The organism is Nocardiopsis sp. KDC1DS13DA1, from assembly GCF_055632325.1.
In genome coordinates, this window is record NZ_JBVMUY010000029.1 from 258,132 (window position 1) to 277,867 (window position 19,736).

At 72.7% G+C, this 19,736-nt stretch carries 15 protein-coding genes and 1 other RNA gene; 7 read left to right on the forward strand and 9 right to left on the reverse strand.

Going from position 1 to position 19,736, the window contains the following annotated elements:
• Nucleotides 1–4 precede the first annotated feature (4 nt).
• The 5 genes from ACTVAJ_RS19215 to ACTVAJ_RS19235 form a co-directional block, all read right to left on the reverse strand.
• The gene (locus ACTVAJ_RS19215; protein WP_470389573.1) at nucleotides 5–4,474 is read right to left on the reverse strand and encodes an alpha-(1->3)-arabinofuranosyltransferase; all 4,470 of its coding nucleotides are present in this window, start codon (nucleotides 4,472–4,474) and stop codon (nucleotides 5–7) included.
• Entirely contained in the window at nucleotides 4,471–5,820 is a 1,350-nt protein-coding gene (locus ACTVAJ_RS19220) for a glycosyltransferase family 4 protein (RefSeq protein WP_470389574.1), read from the reverse strand. Before ACTVAJ_RS19220 ends, ACTVAJ_RS19215 begins: the two co-directional genes overlap by 4 nt.
• Nucleotides 5,821–6,045: 225 nt before the next feature.
• A complete protein-coding gene (locus ACTVAJ_RS19225) occupies nucleotides 6,046–6,186 on the reverse strand; it encodes a hypothetical protein (protein ID WP_358569914.1) in 141 nt (46 codons plus the stop codon).
• Entirely contained in the window at nucleotides 6,183–8,093 is a 1,911-nt protein-coding gene (locus ACTVAJ_RS19230; protein ID WP_470389575.1) for an MmpA family trehalose lipid delivery protein, read from the reverse strand. The genes ACTVAJ_RS19225 and ACTVAJ_RS19230 overlap by 4 nt, the downstream gene beginning before the upstream one ends.
• 5 nt (nucleotides 8,094–8,098) lie before the next feature.
• Nucleotides 8,099–9,733 (reverse strand): SGNH/GDSL hydrolase family protein, encoded by a 1,635-nt coding sequence (locus ACTVAJ_RS19235; protein ID WP_470389618.1) that lies wholly within the window; start codon nucleotides 9,731–9,733, stop codon nucleotides 8,099–8,101.
• Between the two features lie 463 nt (nucleotides 9,734–10,196).
• Between ACTVAJ_RS19235 and ACTVAJ_RS19240 the strand changes: the two genes are divergently transcribed.
• Complete coding sequence (locus ACTVAJ_RS19240; RefSeq protein ID WP_470389576.1) at nucleotides 10,197–11,105, forward strand: hypothetical protein; 909 nt, start codon at nucleotides 10,197–10,199, stop codon at nucleotides 11,103–11,105.
• A 254-nt stretch (nucleotides 11,106–11,359) separates the two neighbouring features.
• On the opposite strand, the gene ACTVAJ_RS19245 is transcribed toward ACTVAJ_RS19240, so the two are convergent.
• Nucleotides 11,360–11,875, reverse strand: coding sequence for an NADPH-dependent FMN reductase (locus ACTVAJ_RS19245; protein WP_470389577.1), 516 nt, complete (start codon nucleotides 11,873–11,875; stop codon nucleotides 11,360–11,362).
• Nucleotides 11,876–12,487: 612 nt separating this feature from the next.
• Here ACTVAJ_RS19245 and nagA point away from each other — a divergent pair.
• From nagA to ACTVAJ_RS19270, 5 genes are all read left to right on the forward strand, one after another.
• Nucleotides 12,488–13,636, forward strand: a complete 1,149-nt coding sequence (nagA, locus tag ACTVAJ_RS19250) for an N-acetylglucosamine-6-phosphate deacetylase (RefSeq protein WP_470389578.1) — start codon at nucleotides 12,488–12,490, stop codon at nucleotides 13,634–13,636.
• 83 nt (nucleotides 13,637–13,719) lie between these two features.
• Entirely contained in the window at nucleotides 13,720–14,028 is a 309-nt protein-coding gene (locus ACTVAJ_RS19255; RefSeq protein WP_470389579.1) for a hypothetical protein, read from the forward strand.
• Nucleotides 14,029–14,149: 121 nt separating this feature from the next.
• A complete protein-coding gene (locus ACTVAJ_RS19260; RefSeq protein ID WP_470389580.1) occupies nucleotides 14,150–15,013 on the forward strand; it encodes a cytochrome P450 in 864 nt (287 codons plus the stop codon).
• The gene (locus ACTVAJ_RS19265) at nucleotides 15,010–15,792 is read left to right on the forward strand and encodes an isocitrate lyase/PEP mutase family protein (protein ID WP_470389581.1); all 783 of its coding nucleotides are present in this window, start codon (nucleotides 15,010–15,012) and stop codon (nucleotides 15,790–15,792) included. The genes ACTVAJ_RS19260 and ACTVAJ_RS19265 overlap by 4 nt, the downstream gene beginning before the upstream one ends.
• A gap of 83 nt (nucleotides 15,793–15,875) precedes the next feature.
• Nucleotides 15,876–16,022, forward strand: coding sequence for a hypothetical protein (locus ACTVAJ_RS19270; protein WP_470389582.1), 147 nt, complete (start codon nucleotides 15,876–15,878; stop codon nucleotides 16,020–16,022).
• 369 nt (nucleotides 16,023–16,391) lie between these two features.
• Here the strand turns inward: ACTVAJ_RS19270 and ACTVAJ_RS19275 are convergent, their stop codons facing one another.
• Both ACTVAJ_RS19275 and ACTVAJ_RS19280 read right to left on the reverse strand, forming a co-directional pair.
• Nucleotides 16,392–17,255: a hypothetical protein gene (locus ACTVAJ_RS19275; RefSeq protein WP_470389583.1), complete on the reverse strand. Its 864-nt coding sequence runs from the start codon at nucleotides 17,253–17,255 to the stop codon at nucleotides 16,392–16,394.
• Nucleotides 17,256–17,269: 14 nt separating this feature from the next.
• A complete protein-coding gene (locus ACTVAJ_RS19280; protein WP_470389584.1) occupies nucleotides 17,270–17,902 on the reverse strand; it encodes a hypothetical protein in 633 nt (210 codons plus the stop codon).
• Nucleotides 17,903–18,461: 559 nt separating this feature from the next.
• Here ACTVAJ_RS19280 and ACTVAJ_RS19285 point away from each other — a divergent pair.
• Nucleotides 18,462–18,659 carry a hypothetical protein gene (locus ACTVAJ_RS19285; protein ID WP_470389585.1) on the forward strand — a complete coding sequence of 66 codons (198 nt, stop codon included), beginning with the start codon at nucleotides 18,462–18,464 and terminating at the stop codon, nucleotides 18,657–18,659.
• Between the two features lie 652 nt (nucleotides 18,660–19,311).
• Here the strand turns inward: ACTVAJ_RS19285 and ssrA are convergent.
• Nucleotides 19,312–19,683, reverse strand: a transfer-messenger RNA (tmRNA) gene (ssrA, locus tag ACTVAJ_RS19290).
• Between the last annotated feature and the right edge of the window lie 53 nt (nucleotides 19,684–19,736).

Genomic DNA, 19,736 nt, shown 5'->3' on the forward strand with positions numbered 1-19,736 from the left:
GCGCTCACGTGCGGGCCTCCTCGACGTCGGAGTCGGGTGCGGGCGCGGATCCGTCACCGTTGCGGTGTCCGTTCCCGTCGCCGCTCCCGTTCCCGTCGGCCGACGCCGCTCCGACCCGGTCGGGCCCGTCGAACGGTACGGTGCGGAGCCGCTCGGGGATCCGGGTCCGGGCGGCCCCACCGGGGGGCGGTGTGTCGTCCCCGCGCTGGCCGAGGGCGAGGACGAGCCGGGTCAGGGCGGGCAGGCACAGCGCCTGGGCCACCCAACCGCGCAGCGCTCCCCCGAACACCTCGGTGACGTCGTGGAAGGGCATGTACAGGGCGAGGTGGGTGCCGACGGCCATGGCCAGGCCCGCCAGCGCCAGTGCGACCGTGACCGTCCACGGCCCGGCCAGGTGGGGCAGTGTCCGCCCGCCCAGGGAGGGTCTGCCCGGTCGGGCGTGCCGCAGCCCCCTGGGCGCCTGGCGGCCGAGCCACCAGACGCACAGCAGGATCACGGCGACGACGGCGGCGCCGACCGCGCCCGCCACCCACACTCCGTAGGCCAGGCCCAGGGGCAGGACCGTCCACCGGCTCAGCCATCCGGGTCCCGCGGCGGGCAGGGCCCGGCCGGCGCGTCCCGTCGCCCCGGCCGCGCGGGCGACCGCCGGCGCGAGCGCGGCGGGGACGAGCCGACGCGGCCACAGTGCCAGGACCACCAGGAGACCGGCCAGCCCGGCGCCCACCGCGAGCGCGGTCCGGTAGGCCGTGTCGGGCGTGTAGGTGAGCGTGACGGTGCCCTGGCTCCCGGCGGGGAGCACCCAGGCCTGTTTCCAGCCCTCCAGCCGGACCGGCTCCAGCACACCCTCCGCACCGGACAGGGTCGCCTCCCAGCCCTCGTTGAAGTTCTCGTTGACGACGAGCAGGCTCTCCTCGTCGACGGCGACGTCGAAGCGGCGCTCGCCCGGCCCCCAGGTGCGGACCCGCTCGACCTCGGCGGTCTCCACGGGCGCGCGGTCGGCCAGGGAGGTGTCGGTCTCGACGAGGGCGGAGCGGACGTCGTACCGGTTGCCGGGGTCGACGATGATCCGGTTCTCGCCCTCGGTCAGGTCGAGGTCGGTGCAGCTCTCGTAGCGCAGCGGGCGGCCGGTGAGCTGGTCGGCGAGCGTACCCGCGAAGATCCGGGTCTCCACCCGCTGGCCGTTGACCCGCAGTGTGGGGCCCAGACCGCAGGCGGTCGCCGCGTCCCCCTCGGGGAGGGGCTCCACCGGGTCGACCCCGGGCAGGGTGATGGTGCCGATCTCCAGGTCCTGGCCCTCGGGGCGCTCGAAGGTGACGCGCACGGACTCGGCCGTCAGCGCAGCGAAGTCCACGCGGCCGCTGCCGTCGAGCCAGCCCTCGCGGACGGTGTCGCCGCCCTCGACGGTGACCCTGATCGGCCGGAGCACGCTGTCGGCCCGGGGGAAGGAGACCTCCAGGTGGTCCAGTTCGGTCGGTTCGCCGAGCTCGATGTCGAGCCAGGGCCGCTTCTCCTCCGGGTCGGGGTACCAGACGGTGGACTCGTCGTCGTCGAGTGTGCCCCGGCCCATCGCGGCGGGGTGCTCCACAGCGGTGGAGGAGGCGGTCACGTGCGGGTACGGGCTCACCCGGTTGGCGGCGTTCTCCGCCTCGCGGGGGTCGGTGAGCACCACCTCGCCGGACACCCGGTGCGCGCCCGCCGCCGACGCGGCGGAGAGCCCGAAGGTGCGGTCCAGGCGGCTGGCGTCCTCGCCCTGGACCTCCAGACGGGAGTTGCACACCCACACGTGGGAGCCCTCCATGCACCCGGGCGCGGTGCCGGTGGAGCCGGTGAACAGCAGGGTGCCGGCGTCGGACGGTCCGGGAACGCGCAGGGTGCGGGCGGCCTCCAGCCCCGGCAGGGACAGGGAGGTGATGCCCACGCGGGTGCCGAAGCGGTACTCCGGTTCCCAGGCCAGCTCGTCGACCCTCACGCGCAGGGTCGCGGTCGCTCCGGGCGGGGCCATGAGCTCCTGCGGTTCGTCGGTCTCGGCGACCGGCACCTCCGTCTCGCCGTTGTCGGTGACGACGGTGACCCGGGAGGGCGGCGGCTCACCGGGCAGCTGGTCGAAGGCGATGGTGAGGCCGTCGACGTCGCGGGGCTCGGTGAACTCCACCTCCAGCCACTGGCCGAGCGCTCCGGTGAAGGCGCTGGAGCGCCAGGCGGTGGTGAGGTCGTCGTCGAGTGCGGCGTGCGGTGCGTGGCCGGGGTCGCGGTCGGAGCCGCGCGCACCGGCGCCGCTCTCGGAGGAGGACGCGGTGACCGAGGCGACGCCCAGGTCCTCGGCGTGGGCGACGTAGGGTTCCCACGCCGGGTCGAGGATGTCGGGTGCGGGGACGTCGCGTTCGAGTTCCTGGTCCTCGGTCAGGGTGGCCGAGACGTTGCGGCGCACGTCCGGGTAGACGACCTCGCGGCGGCGCGCGGAGTCGGTGACCACCGTGTCCTGGGGGGCGATCGCGTCCGCGCCCGGATCGTCGCCGAGCAGGACGGGGCGGTCGTCGTCGATCAGTCCCTGTTCGGCCAGGTGGAGGAGGGACTCGGGGCCGCCGGTGACACGGACGGTCGCGTCGGCGGGGACGGTGCCGACGGTGGGCGCGGCCCCGGCGACCTCGTAGACGGTCAGCGCCGGGTAGGGCTGGTCGAACCAGCGCGCGGCGGGCTGGTGGTCGAGGGAGCCGATGACGGGGCCGAACTCGGCGACCTGGCTGATCCCCGGTGAGTCGCCCAGCGCCTGGTGGACGCGGGCGGGCCAGCCGCCGTTGTTGCCGGTGCGCTGGAGGTCGTTGCGGACGACGAGGTGGGTGACGCCCATCCGGGCCAGGGTGTGGGCGAGCCCGGCCGAGCCCCGTCCCGAGGAGACGCGCTGGTCGATCTCGTGGGTGAGCCGGGAGACGCCCGCCGAGCCCCACGGGATGATCTGGTGGTTGGTCCAGGCCCCGGTGAGCAGCGGCTGCATGGGTTCGTCCAGGGGGCGGCCCCACTCGTACTCGCCTCGCGCCGAACCCGGCAGGGCCATGGTCATCCCGCGCTCGTCGGAGCGTTCGCCCAGCCACGCGGCCGCCTCGCGCCAGTGTTCGGGAAGCTCCTCGTAACCGCCGCGGGGGGCGATGCCGACGGTGCCGATCGGCAGGAGGGTGGCCAGGAGGAGGGCGCAACTCCCGCCCGCCACGGCCCGGTACACGCGGGGTGCGGCGACCGCGCCCCGGCGCTCGGCCCGGTCCCGGGCCACGACCACGGGCAGGTGGGCCAGGCCGAGGACGAGCGGCAGGCGGATCAGGGCGTCGAACTTGTGCACGTTGCGGAAGGGCGCGAGGGCACCGTCGAGCAGGTCGCGCATGAGGGGGGCGAGGGGGCCGGTGAGGTCCCCGGTGAAGCCCGCGACGATGATCGCCGTACCGGTGAGGACGCAGGCGATGAGGAAGAGGCGCTCGGGGGTGCGCCGGTTGATCAGCCCGGCCAGGCCGAGCCCGGCGACCAGGGCGGTGAGGGCGATGAGCCACGGGGTGGTGGACAGCGCCGCACCCGAGGGCAGCGCGGTGTTGCCCTGGTCGGGCAGGAAACCCATCCAGTTGGAGGTGCCGCGCACCGCGTTGAGCAGGGACGTCACACCCGTGGTGACGGCCGCGTCCTCGGTGTAGGGCATGAACGAGAACACATACCGCGACATGAGCACGAGCGGTACGACGTACCAGAACGAGGCGAGCGCGAGCGCACCCGTCCACCAGGCCATGAGCCGCCACTTGCGGGGGCCGTTGGCCCGGGTGAGCAGGTAGAGGCCCGGGACCACGAGGACGGCCAGCTCCGAGGCGGCGTTGGTGCCGCCGCACATCAGGAAGGCGAGCCCGGACAGCAGGGCCCCGCGGGCCGGGGAGAGCCTGCCCTGGGCGCCGAGCACCAGCGGCAGCAGGATCCACGGCATGAGCAGCATGGGCTGGAGCTCGGCCGAGTTGTAGGAGAGCAGGGTGAGCACGCGGGGGGCCAGGGCGTAGGCGACCCCGGCGAGGATGCGCGTGTTGACCGTGCCCAGGCCGAGCGCCCCGGCGACCCTGTACACGCCCAGGAAGGCGGCGACGAGCAGGACCGCCATCCACAGCCGCTGGGTGATCCAGTCGGGTGTGCCCAGGGTGTCGAAGAGCAGGTGGAAGGGGCCGTTGGGGAAGAGGTACCCGTAGGCCTGGTTCTGGATCTGCCCGAAGTAGGAGGCGTCCCACAGGTGCAGGGCGCGCTCCAGGAACCCCCCGGGGTTGGCCGTCAGGTCGAGTTTGGTGTCGCTGACGATCCTGCCGGGGTCGATGCTGGCCGCCAGCGCGCCCAAGAGCAGACACACCGTGAGGACCTTGAGCCGCGAGAGCAGCGTGTGGTCCAGCGGTCCGCCAGGGGCGGACGGTGCTCTGGAATCCTCCGGTTCGCGCCTGGCGGTGGATTCCGCCGAAGTCAATTCCCCGCCTTCTCCCCCGTCGCGGTGTCGATCCCGTCCTCCGCCACGGCCAGGCCGAGTTCGGCGGCGACGAGACGGGTCATCCGTGCGCCGCTGGCCGCCCAGGTGAAACGGGCGGCCCACGCCCGGCAGGCCCGGCGGACCTCCTCGGCGCGGTGGGGGTCGGAGAGCTCCTTGAGCGCCCGGGAGACCACGTCGGCCATCTCCTCGCCCTCGCGCACCAGCCAACCGGTCTCACCGTCGCGGACCGAATCGCGAAGTCCGTCCACATCGTAGGCCACGGTGGGGACGCCGAGCCGGGCCGCCTCGATGACGGTCAGGCCCCAGCCCTCGAACCGGGAGGCGGTGACGTGCAGGTCGCAGGCGGCCAGGACCGCGTTCTTGTCGGTCTCGGGAAGGAATCCGTGCAGGTGGACGCGGTCGTGGAGGCCGTCGCGCCCGACCTGGTCGGCGAGGTGTTCGCCCTCGGGACCGCGGCCGATGATGTGCACGCTCAGGCCGGGGTGCCGGTCGTGGAGGGTGGCGGCCAGGTCGACCACGCGGGAGACGCGTTTCTGGACGACGAGGCGGCCCAGGCTGACGACGGCGGGGCGGGAGAGGTCGCGCGCGGGCGTCCGCCCGGAGGCGCGCGGGTCCTCGGGCGCGGGGAGGCCGCCGTTGTGGACGATCTCGATCGGGGCGCGCCAGCCGAGTTTGTCCCGCATGGCGGCGCGGGAGGACTCGGAGACGGTCACGGTGGTGCAGTTCCGGTAGACGCGGGAGGCGACGGCGGACTCCATGAAGCGCCCGAACCAGGCGAGCGGGGCCGGGAAGTAGGCGTTGAACTGGAGGTCGTGGACGTGGTGGACCACGCTGACCACCCTGGTCCGGCGGCGCAGGACGAGGCGGGAGAGGAAGGGGATGCCGTTCATGCAGTCGAAGGCGAGATGGTACTCGCGCCGCCACAGGGCGAGCCAGGCCATGATGCGCGGGTAGACGGTGAAGCGGCCGCCCATCCGGCGGATGACGATGCCGTCGCGGGTCTCCACGCGTGCCTGGTGGGGTTCGCGGCTGGTGAGGAAGGTGACGATGGCGCCGCGTTCGGCCAGGTGGCGGCTGATCCGCCAGGCGTACTCCTCGGCCCCACCCGCGGTGGACTGCCACGGGTCGCGCCAGTTGATCATCACCAGGCGCACACCGTCCAGGCGCGGGCCGGGGTCGGTCTCCGTGGGAGCCTCCGTCGGGCCGGAGTCGGTCGGGGTTGGGGCGCAACCCGCCGCGGGGACGTCGGCCGCCGGGTCAGGGGCGGGGAGGATCGGCCTGGGCACGCCGGGTCCGACCCTGTGGTGGACCTTCTCGATGACCACACGCTCTCCTTCCGCGCGGTGTCCGGCCGGAACCGGCGTCGATCACTTTGCGTACCGACGCGAGTCCAGGGAGCGATCACGGGAGGGAAGCACGGAGCGCACGCCGAGCAGGCCCGTCGACCGGACGTCTGGTAGGGGCGGCCGGGTTCGCCCCGGCCGTGAGGGGTGGAGGGTGGGACACCCCGCACCGGACGGGGCGCCCCGGTCCTCTCCGACGGCGGCGGTCTAGCGGTCGCCGTAGTTGTAGAGGGTTTCGTTCACCGGTTCCGCGGTCGCGGTCGACTCGGTGGCGACGTTGGTGGCCACCACGGTGGCCCCTCCCGCCAGAGCCGCGCCGATCACGCAGGCGGCGATTACCTTGATCACTTGGGGATCTCCTTCCGCGCGCCCGGCCTCGCTCTGAAACCGGAACGCTGGAGAACGAGACTAGAACCTGATCTAGCTATAGACCAGACGATTGCCCCAACTGTAACTAACCCCCCGGTAACTTCCAACCCCGTTCCGCTACCTTTATCCGCCTTCACGTGCTGATCATCCACCCGGAAAAGGACCATGTCAGGACCTTCGACCACGACTGACACCCCGGGAACGGTCAACAAGAACTCGTTATCAATCGGTGCCGAGACCACCACGTACCGCACGCCGAGACCGCCGAGGAGCCCGGCGAACCCCTCCGGGTCGTCGATCCTCGGCAGCCCCGTGGCCGGGTCCGTGCCCAGGGCCCGGGCGACCTCGCGCGCACGGGTGTCCTCACCGGCCACCACCACCGTCCCGCCGTCCGGGGTCCCGACCCGCAGGTCGTCGTTCCACAGCGTGCGGCGGTCGAAGAGCTTGGTCGCCGGATCGAGCGCGACCACCGGCTCCCCGGCCCAGTCCAGCCCCCGGTAGGCGCTCCAGGGCAGGACGAGGACCGCTCCGGGGCGGTCGTCGGCGGCCACCGCGTCCCGGGCCTCGATCCACGCCCGGGGATAGTCCGCCGGGACCAGCCGACCCCCTGCGCCCCAGGCCAGCCCGGGCAGCACCACGATCGGCAGGAACACTGCGAACACCGCCGCGCCCAGCCGCCACACCGACCGCGCCCCGGGACGAGGGCTCGCGCACCACCCCGCCGCGGCCCCCAGTCCGAGGGCCTGGACCAGAGCGAGGGGGGCGACGTAGAGCTGACCGTCCCGCAACGGCCCGAAACCCGGCCAGAACCCGATCAGCCAGGACAGCGCGGTCCGTCCCGCCTCGGCGGTCCCGAGCAGCGCGATCCCGAAGCCGACCACGGCCGCCACCGACAGACCGGCACCGAACACCGGTCGCTCCCTGCGCAGCCACCACACCCAACCCGTGAGCGCCAGCAGGCACAGCGCCAACCGCAGGGTCGCCGTCACCGGCTCGCCGTAGCCCGCCGGAACGGCCCCGGAGTTCCACACGCCCCCCAGGAGGAACAGGGATCCCACCACACCGAAGGGGGTGTCCTGGCGCGCGGCGAAGGCCGCCACCCCCGCCGGGTCGGTCCCCGCACCGCTGGCCAGGGACGGCAGCAGCCACGGCAGGGACACCAGGAGCAGGGCGAGAAGGAACAGGCCCGTCGCCGCGACGCGCCCGCGCGGTCCGCGGGCGGCCCGCGACACCGCGGGCCACGCACCGCCCCCGCCAGGGTGGGTCGGTTCCGGGGGCGGTGCGGACCCAGGACCGTTCCCGGCTCCACCCGCGCGGCGCAGGAGGACCACGGGACCGGCCGTGAGCGCGGTCAGCACCACGGACGAGAAACCGCCCACGGCGGCGGGGACCAGTGCGCACAGCAGACCCGCCAGCCCCGCGACGGGCCGTACCGATCCCAACCGGACCACAGCGCCCACCACCCACGGCAGCCCCGCGTATCCCAGAAGCATCGCCCACTGGCCGAGCAGCAGCCGTTCGGCGACGAAGGGGTTCCACACGTAGGCGATCCCGGCGGCCGCCGGGGCCACGTGCCGGGCGGCCCCGCCGCCCGGGCGCGCCAGCAGCAGTGCCGCGCCCGCGCCGCCCACGGTGAACACGCCCAGCAGCGCCACCGCCTGCACCACGTCCCCGGGGACGAGCGCGGACAGCGCCGCCACCACGGCGTCGCTGGGGATCGCACGGGGGAAGCCGTCGGCTCCGCGCAGAACCGTCGTCAGGGACGGCTCCGGGACGAACACCATGTCGTACCGGAGCACGTAACCGCGGCCCAGCGCCGGTCCGAGCGCCAGGACACCGGCGAGGAGGCCCACCGCCCACGGCAGCACCCGGTCGAGGCGGCGCACCGCCCTCACCCGTCCGTCAGGAGGACCGGCGCGGAGTACCCGCCCTCCACATAGTCGCGGTGGGCGCGGACCACGACCTCGTACGGGCCGCTCACGGTCGCCTCCCAGCGGGGCTCCGCCCCCGTGGGCCCCTGGGGGTACCACCCCTGGCCGCCGCCCGGCCCCCTGCCGTCGACCGGCTCGCACTCCGTCCCCCGGGGCGGGGGCGGCGTAGCGGGAGTCGGGACGGGGTCGGGGGAGGTCGGCTCGGGGGACGGGGCGGGATCGGGCGGGGGTTGGGGGGACGGCGGAGGTTCCGGCGAGGGCGGAGGCCGGGGGGTCGGGGACGACCGCGGTTCACCGGTCGGCGCGTGGTGGTCCCCGTCCCCGTGGCCGGGTTCGTCGGACAGCGCCCCGCCGCGCGCGTCCGCGGGCGCCCGGGCGTCGTCGCCGGGCGAGCACGCCAGCACGCGCAGCCACACCTCGTAGTGGGTGGCCCCCTCGACCGCGTCCCACAGCACCGTCGCGCCGCCGTCGACCACGCGCACGCCGGTGGGGGCGGGGGGCGGATCCGGGCTCCACACCAGGCTCAGCGGCGCGGAGTGCTCCCCCTCCTCCCGGCCCTTGTACTGGCGCACGACGAACTCGTACCGGGCCCCGCTCAGCAGCGCTCCGACCAGCACCGACCGGCGGTCGCCGTCCGCCTCCACCTCGGCGGGCAGCACGAACGCCTCGTCGGGGTCCGGCTCCAGCCTGCGCTGGACCACCCGGTAGTCGGTCGCGCCGGGCACCGCGTCCCAGCTCAGGACCAGGCCGGCGGCCGACTCCTCGGCGTCGGGCTCGGGGGCGGTGCGCGGCCCGGTGGCCACGGTCGGCAGGGGGCGCGGGAAGTCCCGGCCCACACCGAGCGGTTCGGCGAGCGCGTCGGCGAAGGCGGCGGCGATCCGCAGTTCGCCGCGGGCGTTGGGGTGCACGTCGTCCCAGTTGTCCCGGGAGGGCACGTAGTCGGCGGCGACCCGGGCGACGACCACCGGTGAGGTCTGCGAGGTCAGCTGCTGGGCGAGGTCGACCACCCCCATGTTGAACCGGTCGATCTCCTCGTTGATCCGCTCGTCGTCACCGGTGCCCTCGACCTCGGGCAGCTCCCCGACGACGAAGCGCACCTCCGCGAGCGCCACGCGGACGGTCGAGACGGTCTCACCGACCCCCGCCAGGGCGTGGTCGGCCCCGCCCCCGGCCAGGATGTCCTCCATCCCGGCCAGGAGCAGCAGGTACTGGGGTTCGTGCTCGGCCGCCACGCGGGCGACGCCGTCGGCGAGGTCGCGGGCGGTGGCCCCCCAGCGGGCCGCGTGGTCGGTGTCGAAGTCGGGGTCGGCGTAGGCGTGGTCGAACTCGCCGTCCGCGAGCCCGTACACGTCGTCGTAGGGTCCGACGAAGTCCGCGTCGACACCGGAGTCGCCCAGGTGGCGCCACAGGCGGTAGCGCCACGTGTAGTCGCCGCTGCTGCCCTGGGCCAGGGAGTCGCCCACCACCATGAGCCGGAGCCTGCCCTCCGGCGGGCCGGGGACGTCCACCGGCCCCTCCTCACCCCCCTGGGCGGCGCCGGCCCCGCCGGAACCGGTCTGGACGAGCAGGAGGGTGACCGCCATCGCGGAGAGCATGACGCCGAGCAGCCCGAGGGGGCCCGGTTCGAACCGGGCGGGGTCGGTGTTCCGGGCGACGGGGAGGAAGCGGTCGAAGCGGCGCAGGCCGAGCAGGACGCGGTCGGCCAGGGCCCGCCACCGGTCCGCGGCTCCGCCGGGGGGCGGCTGGGGATCGGCGTCGCCCCCCGCCGCGGCTTCGTCGTCGTCCTTGTCGGGCTCGTCCCCGTCGGGCTCGCCTGGGTCCTGCACCGTGCCCCATTCCTCGGCGTGACGTCACTCGGGCAGACCCGGAACCGGTTCTCACCCGTCACGAACGGTTCCCCCGTTCACGGCCGATCACACGGGGACAGGGGGTTCACCAACAGGGTAGTACGTCGGCCCCGGCGGGCACCGTGCGAACGGTCCGCAGTGACGAGCAGACTAGAACTTGTTATACATTGCAGACCGGTCCGCACCACCGTCCCGACCGAAGGGATCCACCGTGATCGGACTCCTGGTCGCGCTGACCTCCGCCATGGTCTACACCGTCGGCCTCACCGTCGAACAGCGTGCCCTGCACGGGTCGGAGTCGATCTCCGTCCACCGGCCGCTCCATCTGGCCCGGGTCCTGCTGGGCAACCGGCGCTGGGTGTTCGGCTGCGTGTTCGCCGCCCTGGGCAGTGTCGGCCTCATCGTCTCCCTGGGCCTGGCACCGGTGTCGGTCGCCCAGCCCGCCTTCGCGGCGGGTGTGGCGGCCACACTCCTCGTCGCGACCCTGGTCATGGGCGAACGCGTCACCCGGGGCGAGTACGTGGCGCTCGGCATCATGCCGGTCGCCCTCGGGCTGCTCACACTGTCCACCACCGACGGGGGCGAGACGGGGACCAGTGCGAACACCCCCGTCCTGGTCACCGTCAGCCTGGTGACGGTGGTCGCGTGCGTGGCGGTGATGGGCGCCGCGGGGCGCGGGGGCAGGTACGTGTCGGCCGCCGCGATGGGTGCGGCGGCGGGACTGGCCCAGGGCAGCGCCGGCCTCCAGGGCAAGGGGCTGGGCGGACTGCTCGCCGAGCACGGCGTGGTGGCGGCCGTCCTGCCCGCGCTGACGTCGCCCTACCCGTACCTGTACGCGCTGGGCTGGGCGGTGGGGATCGTGCTGTTCCAGACGTCGTTGCAGCGCTCGCGCGCCTCGATCACCGCTCCGGTGTCGAACGTGGTGGGCAACGTGTTCATGGTCGTGGCCGGGACCGTCCTGTTCGGCGAGAGCCTGCCCGAGGACCCGGTCCTGTTCGCCCTGCGCGTGGGCGGGTTCGCGCTGACCCTGGTCGTGGTGGTCCTGGTCCGCGGGAACGTGGCCAGCGCCGAGGCCGACACCAGCCGCCGCCGCGCGACCGCGGTGGACGGGGCCCGCTGAGGACCTTCGTCCCAGGGGGCTCTGGTTCGGGCGTCGGCGGGGTGCTGATGGATGAGGGCTGCGCCGTAGGCGTCCGTTGAGGGTGGTGGCGGGCGACGGGCGGGCGAGGCGAGCCGCGAGCGAGGTACGAGCGACAGGCGACGCCGAGGAGGAAGCAACCCGCCTCCCGGGCGCCCGAACCCGGTCCGAAGCGCAGCGCAGGACCAGGGCGGACACCCTTGGGGCCGCGCCCCCGCGCGGCCCGGAGTCCGGGATCAGACCGCGACGGCCACGGCCTGGCTCAGGCCGGGCGCGGCGACGTCGGCCCACGCGCTCACGACGTGTCCGGGCCGGTCGGTCTCGTCCGCGGACAGGACCAGGCCGGGCTCGGCCACCCAGGCGCCCAGGTCGGCGAGGAGGACGCGCAGGTCCTCCTCGATCCCACGGCTGTTGCGCAGGTCCTCCACGACGGCCAGCGGCACCGCGACGACGTGTCCCAGGCCCAGTTCGGGCAGACGGTCCAGGAAGACCTTGAGCAGGCCGGTGTAGGTGCCGTGCACCTGCGGGGAGGCGACGAGCAGCACGTCGCTCTCGCGCACCCGCTCCAGGGCGGCGTCGACCGACGACGCGGACTCGGTGAGCAGGTCGGGGCCGATCTCCGCGAGGTCGACGACGGAGGGCTGCGCGTCGACACCCACGCGGGCGGCGATCTCGGCCGCCGCGTCCAGTGCGGCGGCGCGGACGGAGGAACGGGTCTGCGGGGCGGCGACGAGCACGGTGAAGCGGGTCATGCGGAACTCCTGGGTTCGGTCAGAGCCAGCCGGGATCGACCGGAGGAAGCGTCAGGGGCGGTGTTCGTTGGGTGACACCGGAGGAGACGTCGTTCCCCTACCGACACCAGGCGCGGACGCCGTCGTCCGGGACTCGGTGTGCGGGCCTGGCAGGGGTGCTCGTCGGGCCGGAAGGCGGCCCGGAACCCAGTGACTGGGAGAGCTGAGTGTCCGGTGTCTGCGAGGGCACGGAGGGCACGGGGTACACCCGTGGCGCGGGGCGCGCGGGCCCCGCAAGGCGCTAGCTACGACAGAGCGCGCTCGCCTGCTGTCGAAGATCGACATGCAGGCGCTGGACAAGCAGCTCACCGGCGGACATGCCCCCATGATGCGGCGCGCCGACCGCTATCGTCAATGCGTGTCGCCCCTCCGGTCACGGCCGGACCACCCCCGGAACGGACGTCCACCTCGTGGACAAAGCGTCCCACAGGTCAGGATTTCCCAGTTCCGCAGGGGGTCCCGCCCCCGTGAACAGGCCCCGGGCCCCGCGCCCGGGACCCCGCGGGGGCCGGTGTAATTTGCGACACACAGGCCGCACCCCGCCCTTCCCCGAGAACCAGAGAGAGCCCGAACATGGTGCACACTCCCGTCACACTCACCCACGCCCGGGTCGTCACCGCCGACGGCGTCCACGACGGCTGGCTGCGGGTCGAGGACGGCCGCGTCGCCGAACTCGGCACCGGCGCGCCGCCCCCCGGCCGGACCCACGACGTCGGCGGGGGCTGGGTGGCCCCGGGCCTGGTGGACACCCACATCCACGGCGGGGCCGGGCACGCGTTCCCCGACGCCGACCCGGAGGGCGCGCGGCGGATCGTCGCGTTCAACCGTGCCCGGGGCGTGACGTCGCTGGTGGGAGGGCTGGTCGCGGCCTCCCCGGAGGACACCGTCCGCCAGGTGTCGGCGCTGGCCGAGCTGTGCGAGGAGGGGGAACTGGCGGGCATCTACCTGGAGGGCCCGTTCATCGCGCGCTCCAAGTGCGGAGCGCACGACCCCGAGCTGCTGCGCGACCCGGACACCGCCGAGTTCGACCGCTGGCTGCGGGCCGGACGGGGCCACGTCCGGATGATCACGGTCGCCCCCGAACTGCCGGGCGCCCTGGAGCTGATCCGCGCCGCCGCGTCCTCCGGCGTGGTGGCCGCCGTGGGACACACCGAGGCCTCCTACGAACAGACACTCGCCGCCTTCGACGCGGGCGCCACCGTCGCCACCCACCTGTACAACGCGATGCGCCCGCTGAACCACCGCGACCCGGGGCCGATCGCCGCCTCCCTGCGCGACGAGCGGGTGACGGTCGAGCTCATCACGGACAACGTGCACGTCCACCCCGGTGCCGCGCGGTTGGTGTTCGCCTCGGCCGGCGCCGGCCGGGTGTCGCTGGTGACGGACGCGATGTCGGCGACCGGCCTCGGGGACGGCGAGTACACGCTGGGCGACCTGCGCGTCCGGGTCAGCGGGGGCGAGGCCCGGCTGGTGGAGACCGGCGCGATCGCCTCCAGCACGATCGTGCTCCCCCAGGCGGTGCGCAACGCGGTTTCCGACCTGGGGGTCGACGTACCCGAGGCGGTGCGGTCGGCCTCCTCGGTTCCCGCCGCGGCGCTGGGACTGGAGGGTGCGGGCCGGATCGCCGTCGGCGCCCCAGCCGACCTCGTGCTCATGTCCGAGGACCTCTCCGTCGAACGGGTCATGTACCGCGGCGGGTGGATGGCCGACGGCGTGTCGTAGGAGCTATACGTACTGGTAACTTGACTGTGAGTGACAATGAGTCGGGGCATCGAGGAACAGCGCTCGACACGAAAGGATCCGCCATGGCCCAGTCAAGACGGGCACACGACCAAGAGGCGTCCCACGTGCCCACCGAGGAACGCGAACACCTGGAGAAACTCGCCGCCGAGCTGTCGCGCTACGACGTCACCACCGACGTGGCGGACGACCCCTCGCCCAGGCTGAGGGTCGGCAACCCCGCGTCGGTCCACGCGGTGGAGGACGTGGTCTGCGAGCGCCGGGAGCACGGGCACGCGTTCCTCGCCTCGTTCGGGGTGTACCTGGGCAGCAGCGGGAGCCTGGGCGTCACGGCCCACAAGGTCGCCTGGCTGGTGGGGGCCACCGAGGCCTGAGCCACCGCGCGGACGGGGGGCGGCAGCGGCCGGTACCCGCCCCCGTCCGTTCCCCGGCGGGCCGCTCCGGAACGGGAACTCTTCGGCGGGCACCGAAACGTCCCGGTCCTAGGATCGCGGCATGACTCCAGTACTCCACGTCCGCGACCACGCGGAGATACGCACCGTCCTGGCCGATCCGCGCTTCGCCGTACCGCCGCCCCCCGAGGGGGAGGGCCCCCTGGACCGGCTGCGGCGGACCACCGTCCGGTTCTGCGAGGGAACCGACCACGACCGCCGCCGTGCGGTCGCCGAGGACCTGCTGTCCGGCCTCGACCCCTCCCTCCTGCGCGGTCGGGCCGCCGCCAGGACCCGGGAGGTGCCCGCCGAGGCGGCGCCGTTCGTGCCCGTCGAGATCCTCGCCCTCCACCTGGGCGTCGCCCCGGCCGCACTCGCACGGGTCGTCCCGGCCACCCGGGCGGTGGCCGCCGCCTACCAGCCCGGCTCCCCCGACGAACACGTCGCCCCGGCCGACGGGGGCGTGCGGACCCTGGCCGCCCTGCTGCCCGAGAGCGACCGGGAGGAGACCGCCCAGCGCATCGCCCTCCTGACCCAGTCCTGTGACAGCACCGCGGGGCTGATCCGCGGCGCCCTCGCCGTGGTCGGCGAGTTCGGCCTCTCCGTCCCCGGCGACATCGGCACGGAGGACCTCGTGGCCGAGGCGCTGCGGCTCACGTCCCCGGTCCGGCAGACGCGCCGGCGGGCCCTGGTCGGCGCCGTCCTCGCGGGGCGCCGGGTGGCGCCCGGAACCGACCTCGTGCTCGACTTCGCCGCCGCCAACCGGGACCCGGGCGTCTTCCCCAACCCCGACCGGCCCGCCCCGGGCCGTCCGATGTCCGGCCACCTCACCTTCGGGCACGGCCGCCGCCCCTGCCCCGGCTCCGCCCACGCCCTGGCGCTGGCCCACGGCGTGCTCGACGTCCTCCTGGCGGAGGGGAACCGATGAGCGCCCACGAGGAGTTCCGCGGCCTGCACCGCACCGGGGCACCCCTGGTGCTGCCCAACGCCTGGGACCACGCCTCGGCCGCCGCACTGGTCGGGGCCGGGTTCCGCGCGGTCGGGACGACCAGCCTCGGTGTCGCCTCGGCGGCCGGCAAGTCCGACGCGGCGGGCGCCGCCAGGGCGGAGACGGTCGCGCTCGCCCGCGGCCTGGCCCGACTGGACGCCCTGGTCAGCGTGGACGTCGAGGGTGGGTTCAGCGACGACCCCCACGAGGTCGCCGAGCTCGCCCGCACGCTGACGCGGGCGGGCGTCGTCGGACTCAACATCGAGGACGGGCTTGCCGACGGCACCCTCACCGACCCGGAACACCAGTCGGCGGTGATCCGCGCGGTGAAGCGTGCGGCGCCCGAGCTGTTCGTCAACGCGCGGACCGACACCCACTGGCTGTCGGGACCGGTGGAGGAGACGGGCGACCGGGTGACCGCGTACCAGGAGGCCGGGGCGGACGGGGTGTTCGTGCCCGGTCTGCGCGACCGGGAGCGGATCCGCGCCCTGGTCGACACGTTGGAGGTGCCGCTCAACATCCTGCACTCCCCCGACGGCCCCTCCCTGGCCGAACTCACCGCGCTGGGTGTGCGCCGCGTCAGCTGCGGGTCGCTGCTGTTCCGTGCGGCCCTCCAGGCGACGGTGGCGGCGGCGACCGCCGTGCGGGAGGACCTGCCGGTCCCGGACGGCCTGCCCACCTACGCCGAGGCCCAGGCACTGGCCGACGCCTACCGATGACCGCTCCGGGGCGGCGTTAGGGCACGATGGTCGTCGGCCGCACCGGCCGCGGACACGATCGAGGCGACCCACCCGGAGGAGAGATGACACGCGCCAGGACCACGGCCCTGGTCACCGCGGCGGTCGCCGCGGGGATCGGTTCCGCCGCCGCGACGACCGGGGCGCTGGCACGGGAGGACCGGCCCGAGGCGGCCCCCGAAACCCACGAGTACGCCATCGCCCTCAGGTGACAGGGAGCGCGCTGCCGGCGGTGTGGCCGGCGGGGGTGAACACGAAGGACGCGTGTGGACCGCCCGGGAGAGACTCGGCTCCTCCCATCCCGCCGTGAACGCCGAAGGAACGTTCAGGGCACGGATGAGATGCTCGGGCAGGGTCGAGACGGTCACGACCAGGGTGCCGATCGCGGACACGTTCTCCTTCCACCAGGGCAAGGTAGCGCTCACGCTCGGCGTGGAGCCTCCTGTGCCCCTGTGGTTTCCGGCTCGCACGGATCTCGAAGTCGTCCATCGCCCCCCTTCAGGGATGGGGTGCTGCAACGACCGCCAGAACCCGAGACGGTGGTCGAGGGACCGTGTCGTCGTGGACAAGACATCCCGTCCCTACTCAGAGCAGGAGGTGTCCTCCGGAACGGACTCCATCAGATCCTCCATCGTCACGCCCTCGGGCAGGGCGTTCTCTCCGGGTTCAGCACCCTCGGTAGGGAGTCCGGACACCTGCGGAGCCTGACTGTCATAGTCCCTCGGGGCCGGGTGCGGCTCAGTTCGGGCCAACTCACGTGCAAGTGATCCGACGGTGTGGCCCATCATCCGACCCTCGAACGTGCCCTCAGCACGCAGGACCCGCTCCGAGGAGTTCCGACGTTCCTGCGCCGAGGCCACACGCCCCCCGCTCTCACCGTTGCCGACCACGCCGTTGTCCGCCGGAACCACTGATTTGTTGTCCAACCCCATCCACATCGCTGGTTGGGGCTCGTCCCCCGGCGTACAGCGCGCTTCCTCCCAGTCGATCGCGATGACGTAGTCGTGCCCCACCTCCACACGTGGCTCATCCTGCGTACCGACCGGGTGCATGTTGTCCACACCGTCGTTGAACACGAACCCGAAGGCTGGGTACTCATACACCTCAGGTGCGGGCTGCGCCGGATTCGGCGCTGACCACAACACACGCTGGGTTTCGAGTGTGACGGTGCGGCCGACCATCCCCTCACCACGCTCGACCTCGATCGGCTCCGGGTCGTGCACGACCTCATCCACCGCGCGGAACAGCACCACGTGATCGGCGTAGGTCACCCAGTCCTGGGCGGTCTGGCCGGGTCTGCGGTAGGAGGCACTGGCGTTGGTGAGGGGTAGTTCGTCCGGATCAGGCTCAGAAGTAAGGGCGGTGAAACCGACCGTGGCCGCAGCGGCGGTCACACCCACGCCCGCAGCGGTGAACGCCCACACTCGCTTGCTGGTTCGAGACATGGCGATCCTCCTGACTAGTACGTGGCGTTGATCGTGTCGCGGTTGTGCGCCCCCAGTCCCTGACCGCTGTGGGGATCGATATGCAGGCAGCCCAGTCGGGAATCGGAATTGGACAGTTCAGGAGAGGAGTTCTCTCCGTGTTGGAGTCCGACCGCGTGCCCGGTCTCGTGGCAGGCGAGTCCGCGAGTGTACGTTCCATTACCCCGGATGCGTACATACTGTTGGTCGCACTCATCGCTGATGGCCCCGGCCGCGTCGTTGCACCAGGTCAACCCCACCATATTAGGGGGTATGTTCTGTACCCGACCCTCCTGGTAGACGATGTCGGTTTCACCGACGCCCGAGAAGACAGGGGTGTCATCGTAGACGACATACAGGTCGGTGGGGGCGTAGTCCCAGCTCATGGTCTGCTCTACAGCCCGACGATCAGGACTTTCCAGTTCGAACGCCCCGGCACTATCCATGTAGAAGTACACGTTGGAGTTATCGGTTCGGCAAGGGTAGTTCCGCCAGTATTGCTGGGGATTCTGATTCCAGCAGTCGTTGGCGGTGTTAGCTGTGGGAAACATGCTGTCGGTGATCAGGGCTGCCGCCACACCTGCGGTACCGAGCGTCGCGGTCAAGGTCAGGCCGAGTACGGCGGCCACGCGCCTTCGGGGGATACGCACAGGGGACCTTTCGGAAAGGGATATCCAGCCATGCCCCGGTTTGTCTCGGGGTATGCCGAACCGTATCGAACCCCGAACCAGGCGAAGTTGATGTGTCCGGATCCGGTCACCAAACAGTCTCGCCATGAAACCCGACCAAACCGCATGAATCCTTCGAGGACTCGCCTCAGATGGTGATCCGGGACGGTGCAGTGCCTCTGGGTCGATTCCGCGTCGGCAGCCACGTTGGGAATGGTCAGCGCGCTTCGGTAGACCTCACACGAAAGTCCCCGGCCACACACGGCGGCCGGGGCTGTGAGAACGGGGTCAGGGCCTCACAGGATGGGGGCTACACGCACTCGCAGAACCCGGCACGGCACCCGCAGGCGTAGGTGACGGTGTTCTCCGCAGACTGGTCCTTCTCGTGGGAACCGGTGTAGGTCTCGTTCACGAAACAGCTCCCTCGTTCCAGGGGTGTTGGATATCTTCGCCGCGACACGACCCCAAACCCCGGAGGACCGCGCGCACGAAGCTCGCCCCGGCCGGGACGGACGCGGCCATGTTGGTGACGTACTCGGTGTGCCATCCACCGACCGCCGAGAAGGTGCGCGAGGTGTTCGCGGACGTGCTGGACACTCCGGCCGGTCGGCTGGCGCAGCTCTACTGCGCGGGCTGGATCACCTCCGCGACCTCAGCGGGGTTCCACGCAGGTCTGGAAGGGCCGTTGCGTGAGCATGTCAACGGCCTCCTGAGGTGAGGTCGGTGTCCGGGATCAGGTCGTTGATCTGGTCTCGGGCCCATTGACGGTGTCCGGAGACGAGGGTCCGGTTCACCTGTGAGCGGGGCATCCCGTACTGACGGGTGAGGGTCTGGTCGCAGGTACGCCGACTTCCGGCGACGTCGCCAACGAACCACCGTCCGCTTCCCAGATAGCCGACCACGGGATCACCGGACGACACCGTTGGCTTTGGCCGGACACGGCCCACAACCGCTTGCCCAGGATCTCCAGGTGCCATGCCCGGATGATCCCCGTGGTGTCGCGCACGGCGACCCGGTCCCCCGTGTTCTCGACACGCGTCGATCTCCCACGAGGGGCACAGGCGACGGAGGACGGCAAGGGAGGGTGCGCTGTCCATGTGATCACCCTCACCCGACCTGGGATCGGCGGGGAGCGGCCCCGTGCCCGGCCGGTCACGGCCAGCACGACCAAGTCTTCCACGGTGGCCCTGTGCCGCAGCGCCAGGGCCACGGCCCTGGTCACCACGGCGGTCACCGTGGGAATCGGTTCCGCCACCGCCCCTCGGAGGCCGAGGGCCGGGGGCACGCCGGGGGCCTGGCGCGCCCCCGGAAAACACGACGAGGCGACCCCGCGGGCAAGCAGAGCTTGCGCACAGGGCCGCCTCGCGAACGAGTGGAGGTGGCGGGAATCGAACCCGCGTCCTTCAATACCGAGCCAGGGCTTCTCCGGGTGCAGTCTGTGCTGCCGTTCTACTCGGCCCCAGCGCTTACACAGACACATCGCTGACGGGCCCAGCCACGAAGGTGTCCCATCCGGGCCCCGTGGCCTGATCCGGACGGTGAGTCATCTAGTTGATGCCGGTACCTGGGCCGATGACGAGCTCAGACCGACAGAGTCACTATCGCTTAGGCAGCGAGAGCGAACTCGGAGTGCTTCTTATTGGCACTTGAATTTAAGCGAATGCAGGATTTACGAGGTCACACACGCAACCCTCGACCCGCTTCCCCTGGAACGACTACCGAAGTCGAAACCGATCACCCCCTGTGAAGTTGTCAAAGCCGCCCGTCTCCGGGTGGCCGACACGCGAGCGACGCG

What these genes read in the sequence shown, in the direction of transcription:
- ACTVAJ_RS19260 (WP_470389580.1), top strand. Translation starts at nt 14,150, where the DNA reads ATGACTCCAGTACTCCACGTCCGCGACCACGCGGAGATACGCACCGTC.
- ACTVAJ_RS19275 (WP_470389583.1), bottom strand. Translation starts at nt 17,255, where the DNA reads ATGTCTCGAACCAGCAAGCGAGTGTGGGCGTTCACCGCTGCGGGCGTG.
- ACTVAJ_RS19270 (WP_470389582.1), top strand. Translation starts at nt 15,876, where the DNA reads ATGACACGCGCCAGGACCACGGCCCTGGTCACCGCGGCGGTCGCCGCG.
- ACTVAJ_RS19245 (WP_470389577.1), bottom strand. Translation starts at nt 11,875, where the DNA reads ATGACCCGCTTCACCGTGCTCGTCGCCGCCCCGCAGACCCGTTCCTCC.
- nagA (WP_470389578.1), top strand. Translation starts at nt 12,488, where the DNA reads ATGGTGCACACTCCCGTCACACTCACCCACGCCCGGGTCGTCACCGCC.
- ACTVAJ_RS19265 (WP_470389581.1), top strand. Translation starts at nt 15,010, where the DNA reads ATGAGCGCCCACGAGGAGTTCCGCGGCCTGCACCGCACCGGGGCACCC.
- ACTVAJ_RS19235 (WP_470389618.1), bottom strand. Translation starts at nt 9,733, where the DNA reads ATGCTCTCCGCGATGGCGGTCACCCTCCTGCTCGTCCAGACCGGTTCC.
- ACTVAJ_RS19255 (WP_470389579.1), top strand. Translation starts at nt 13,720, where the DNA reads ATGGCCCAGTCAAGACGGGCACACGACCAAGAGGCGTCCCACGTGCCC.
- ACTVAJ_RS19285 (WP_470389585.1), top strand. Translation starts at nt 18,462, where the DNA reads ATGTTGGTGACGTACTCGGTGTGCCATCCACCGACCGCCGAGAAGGTG.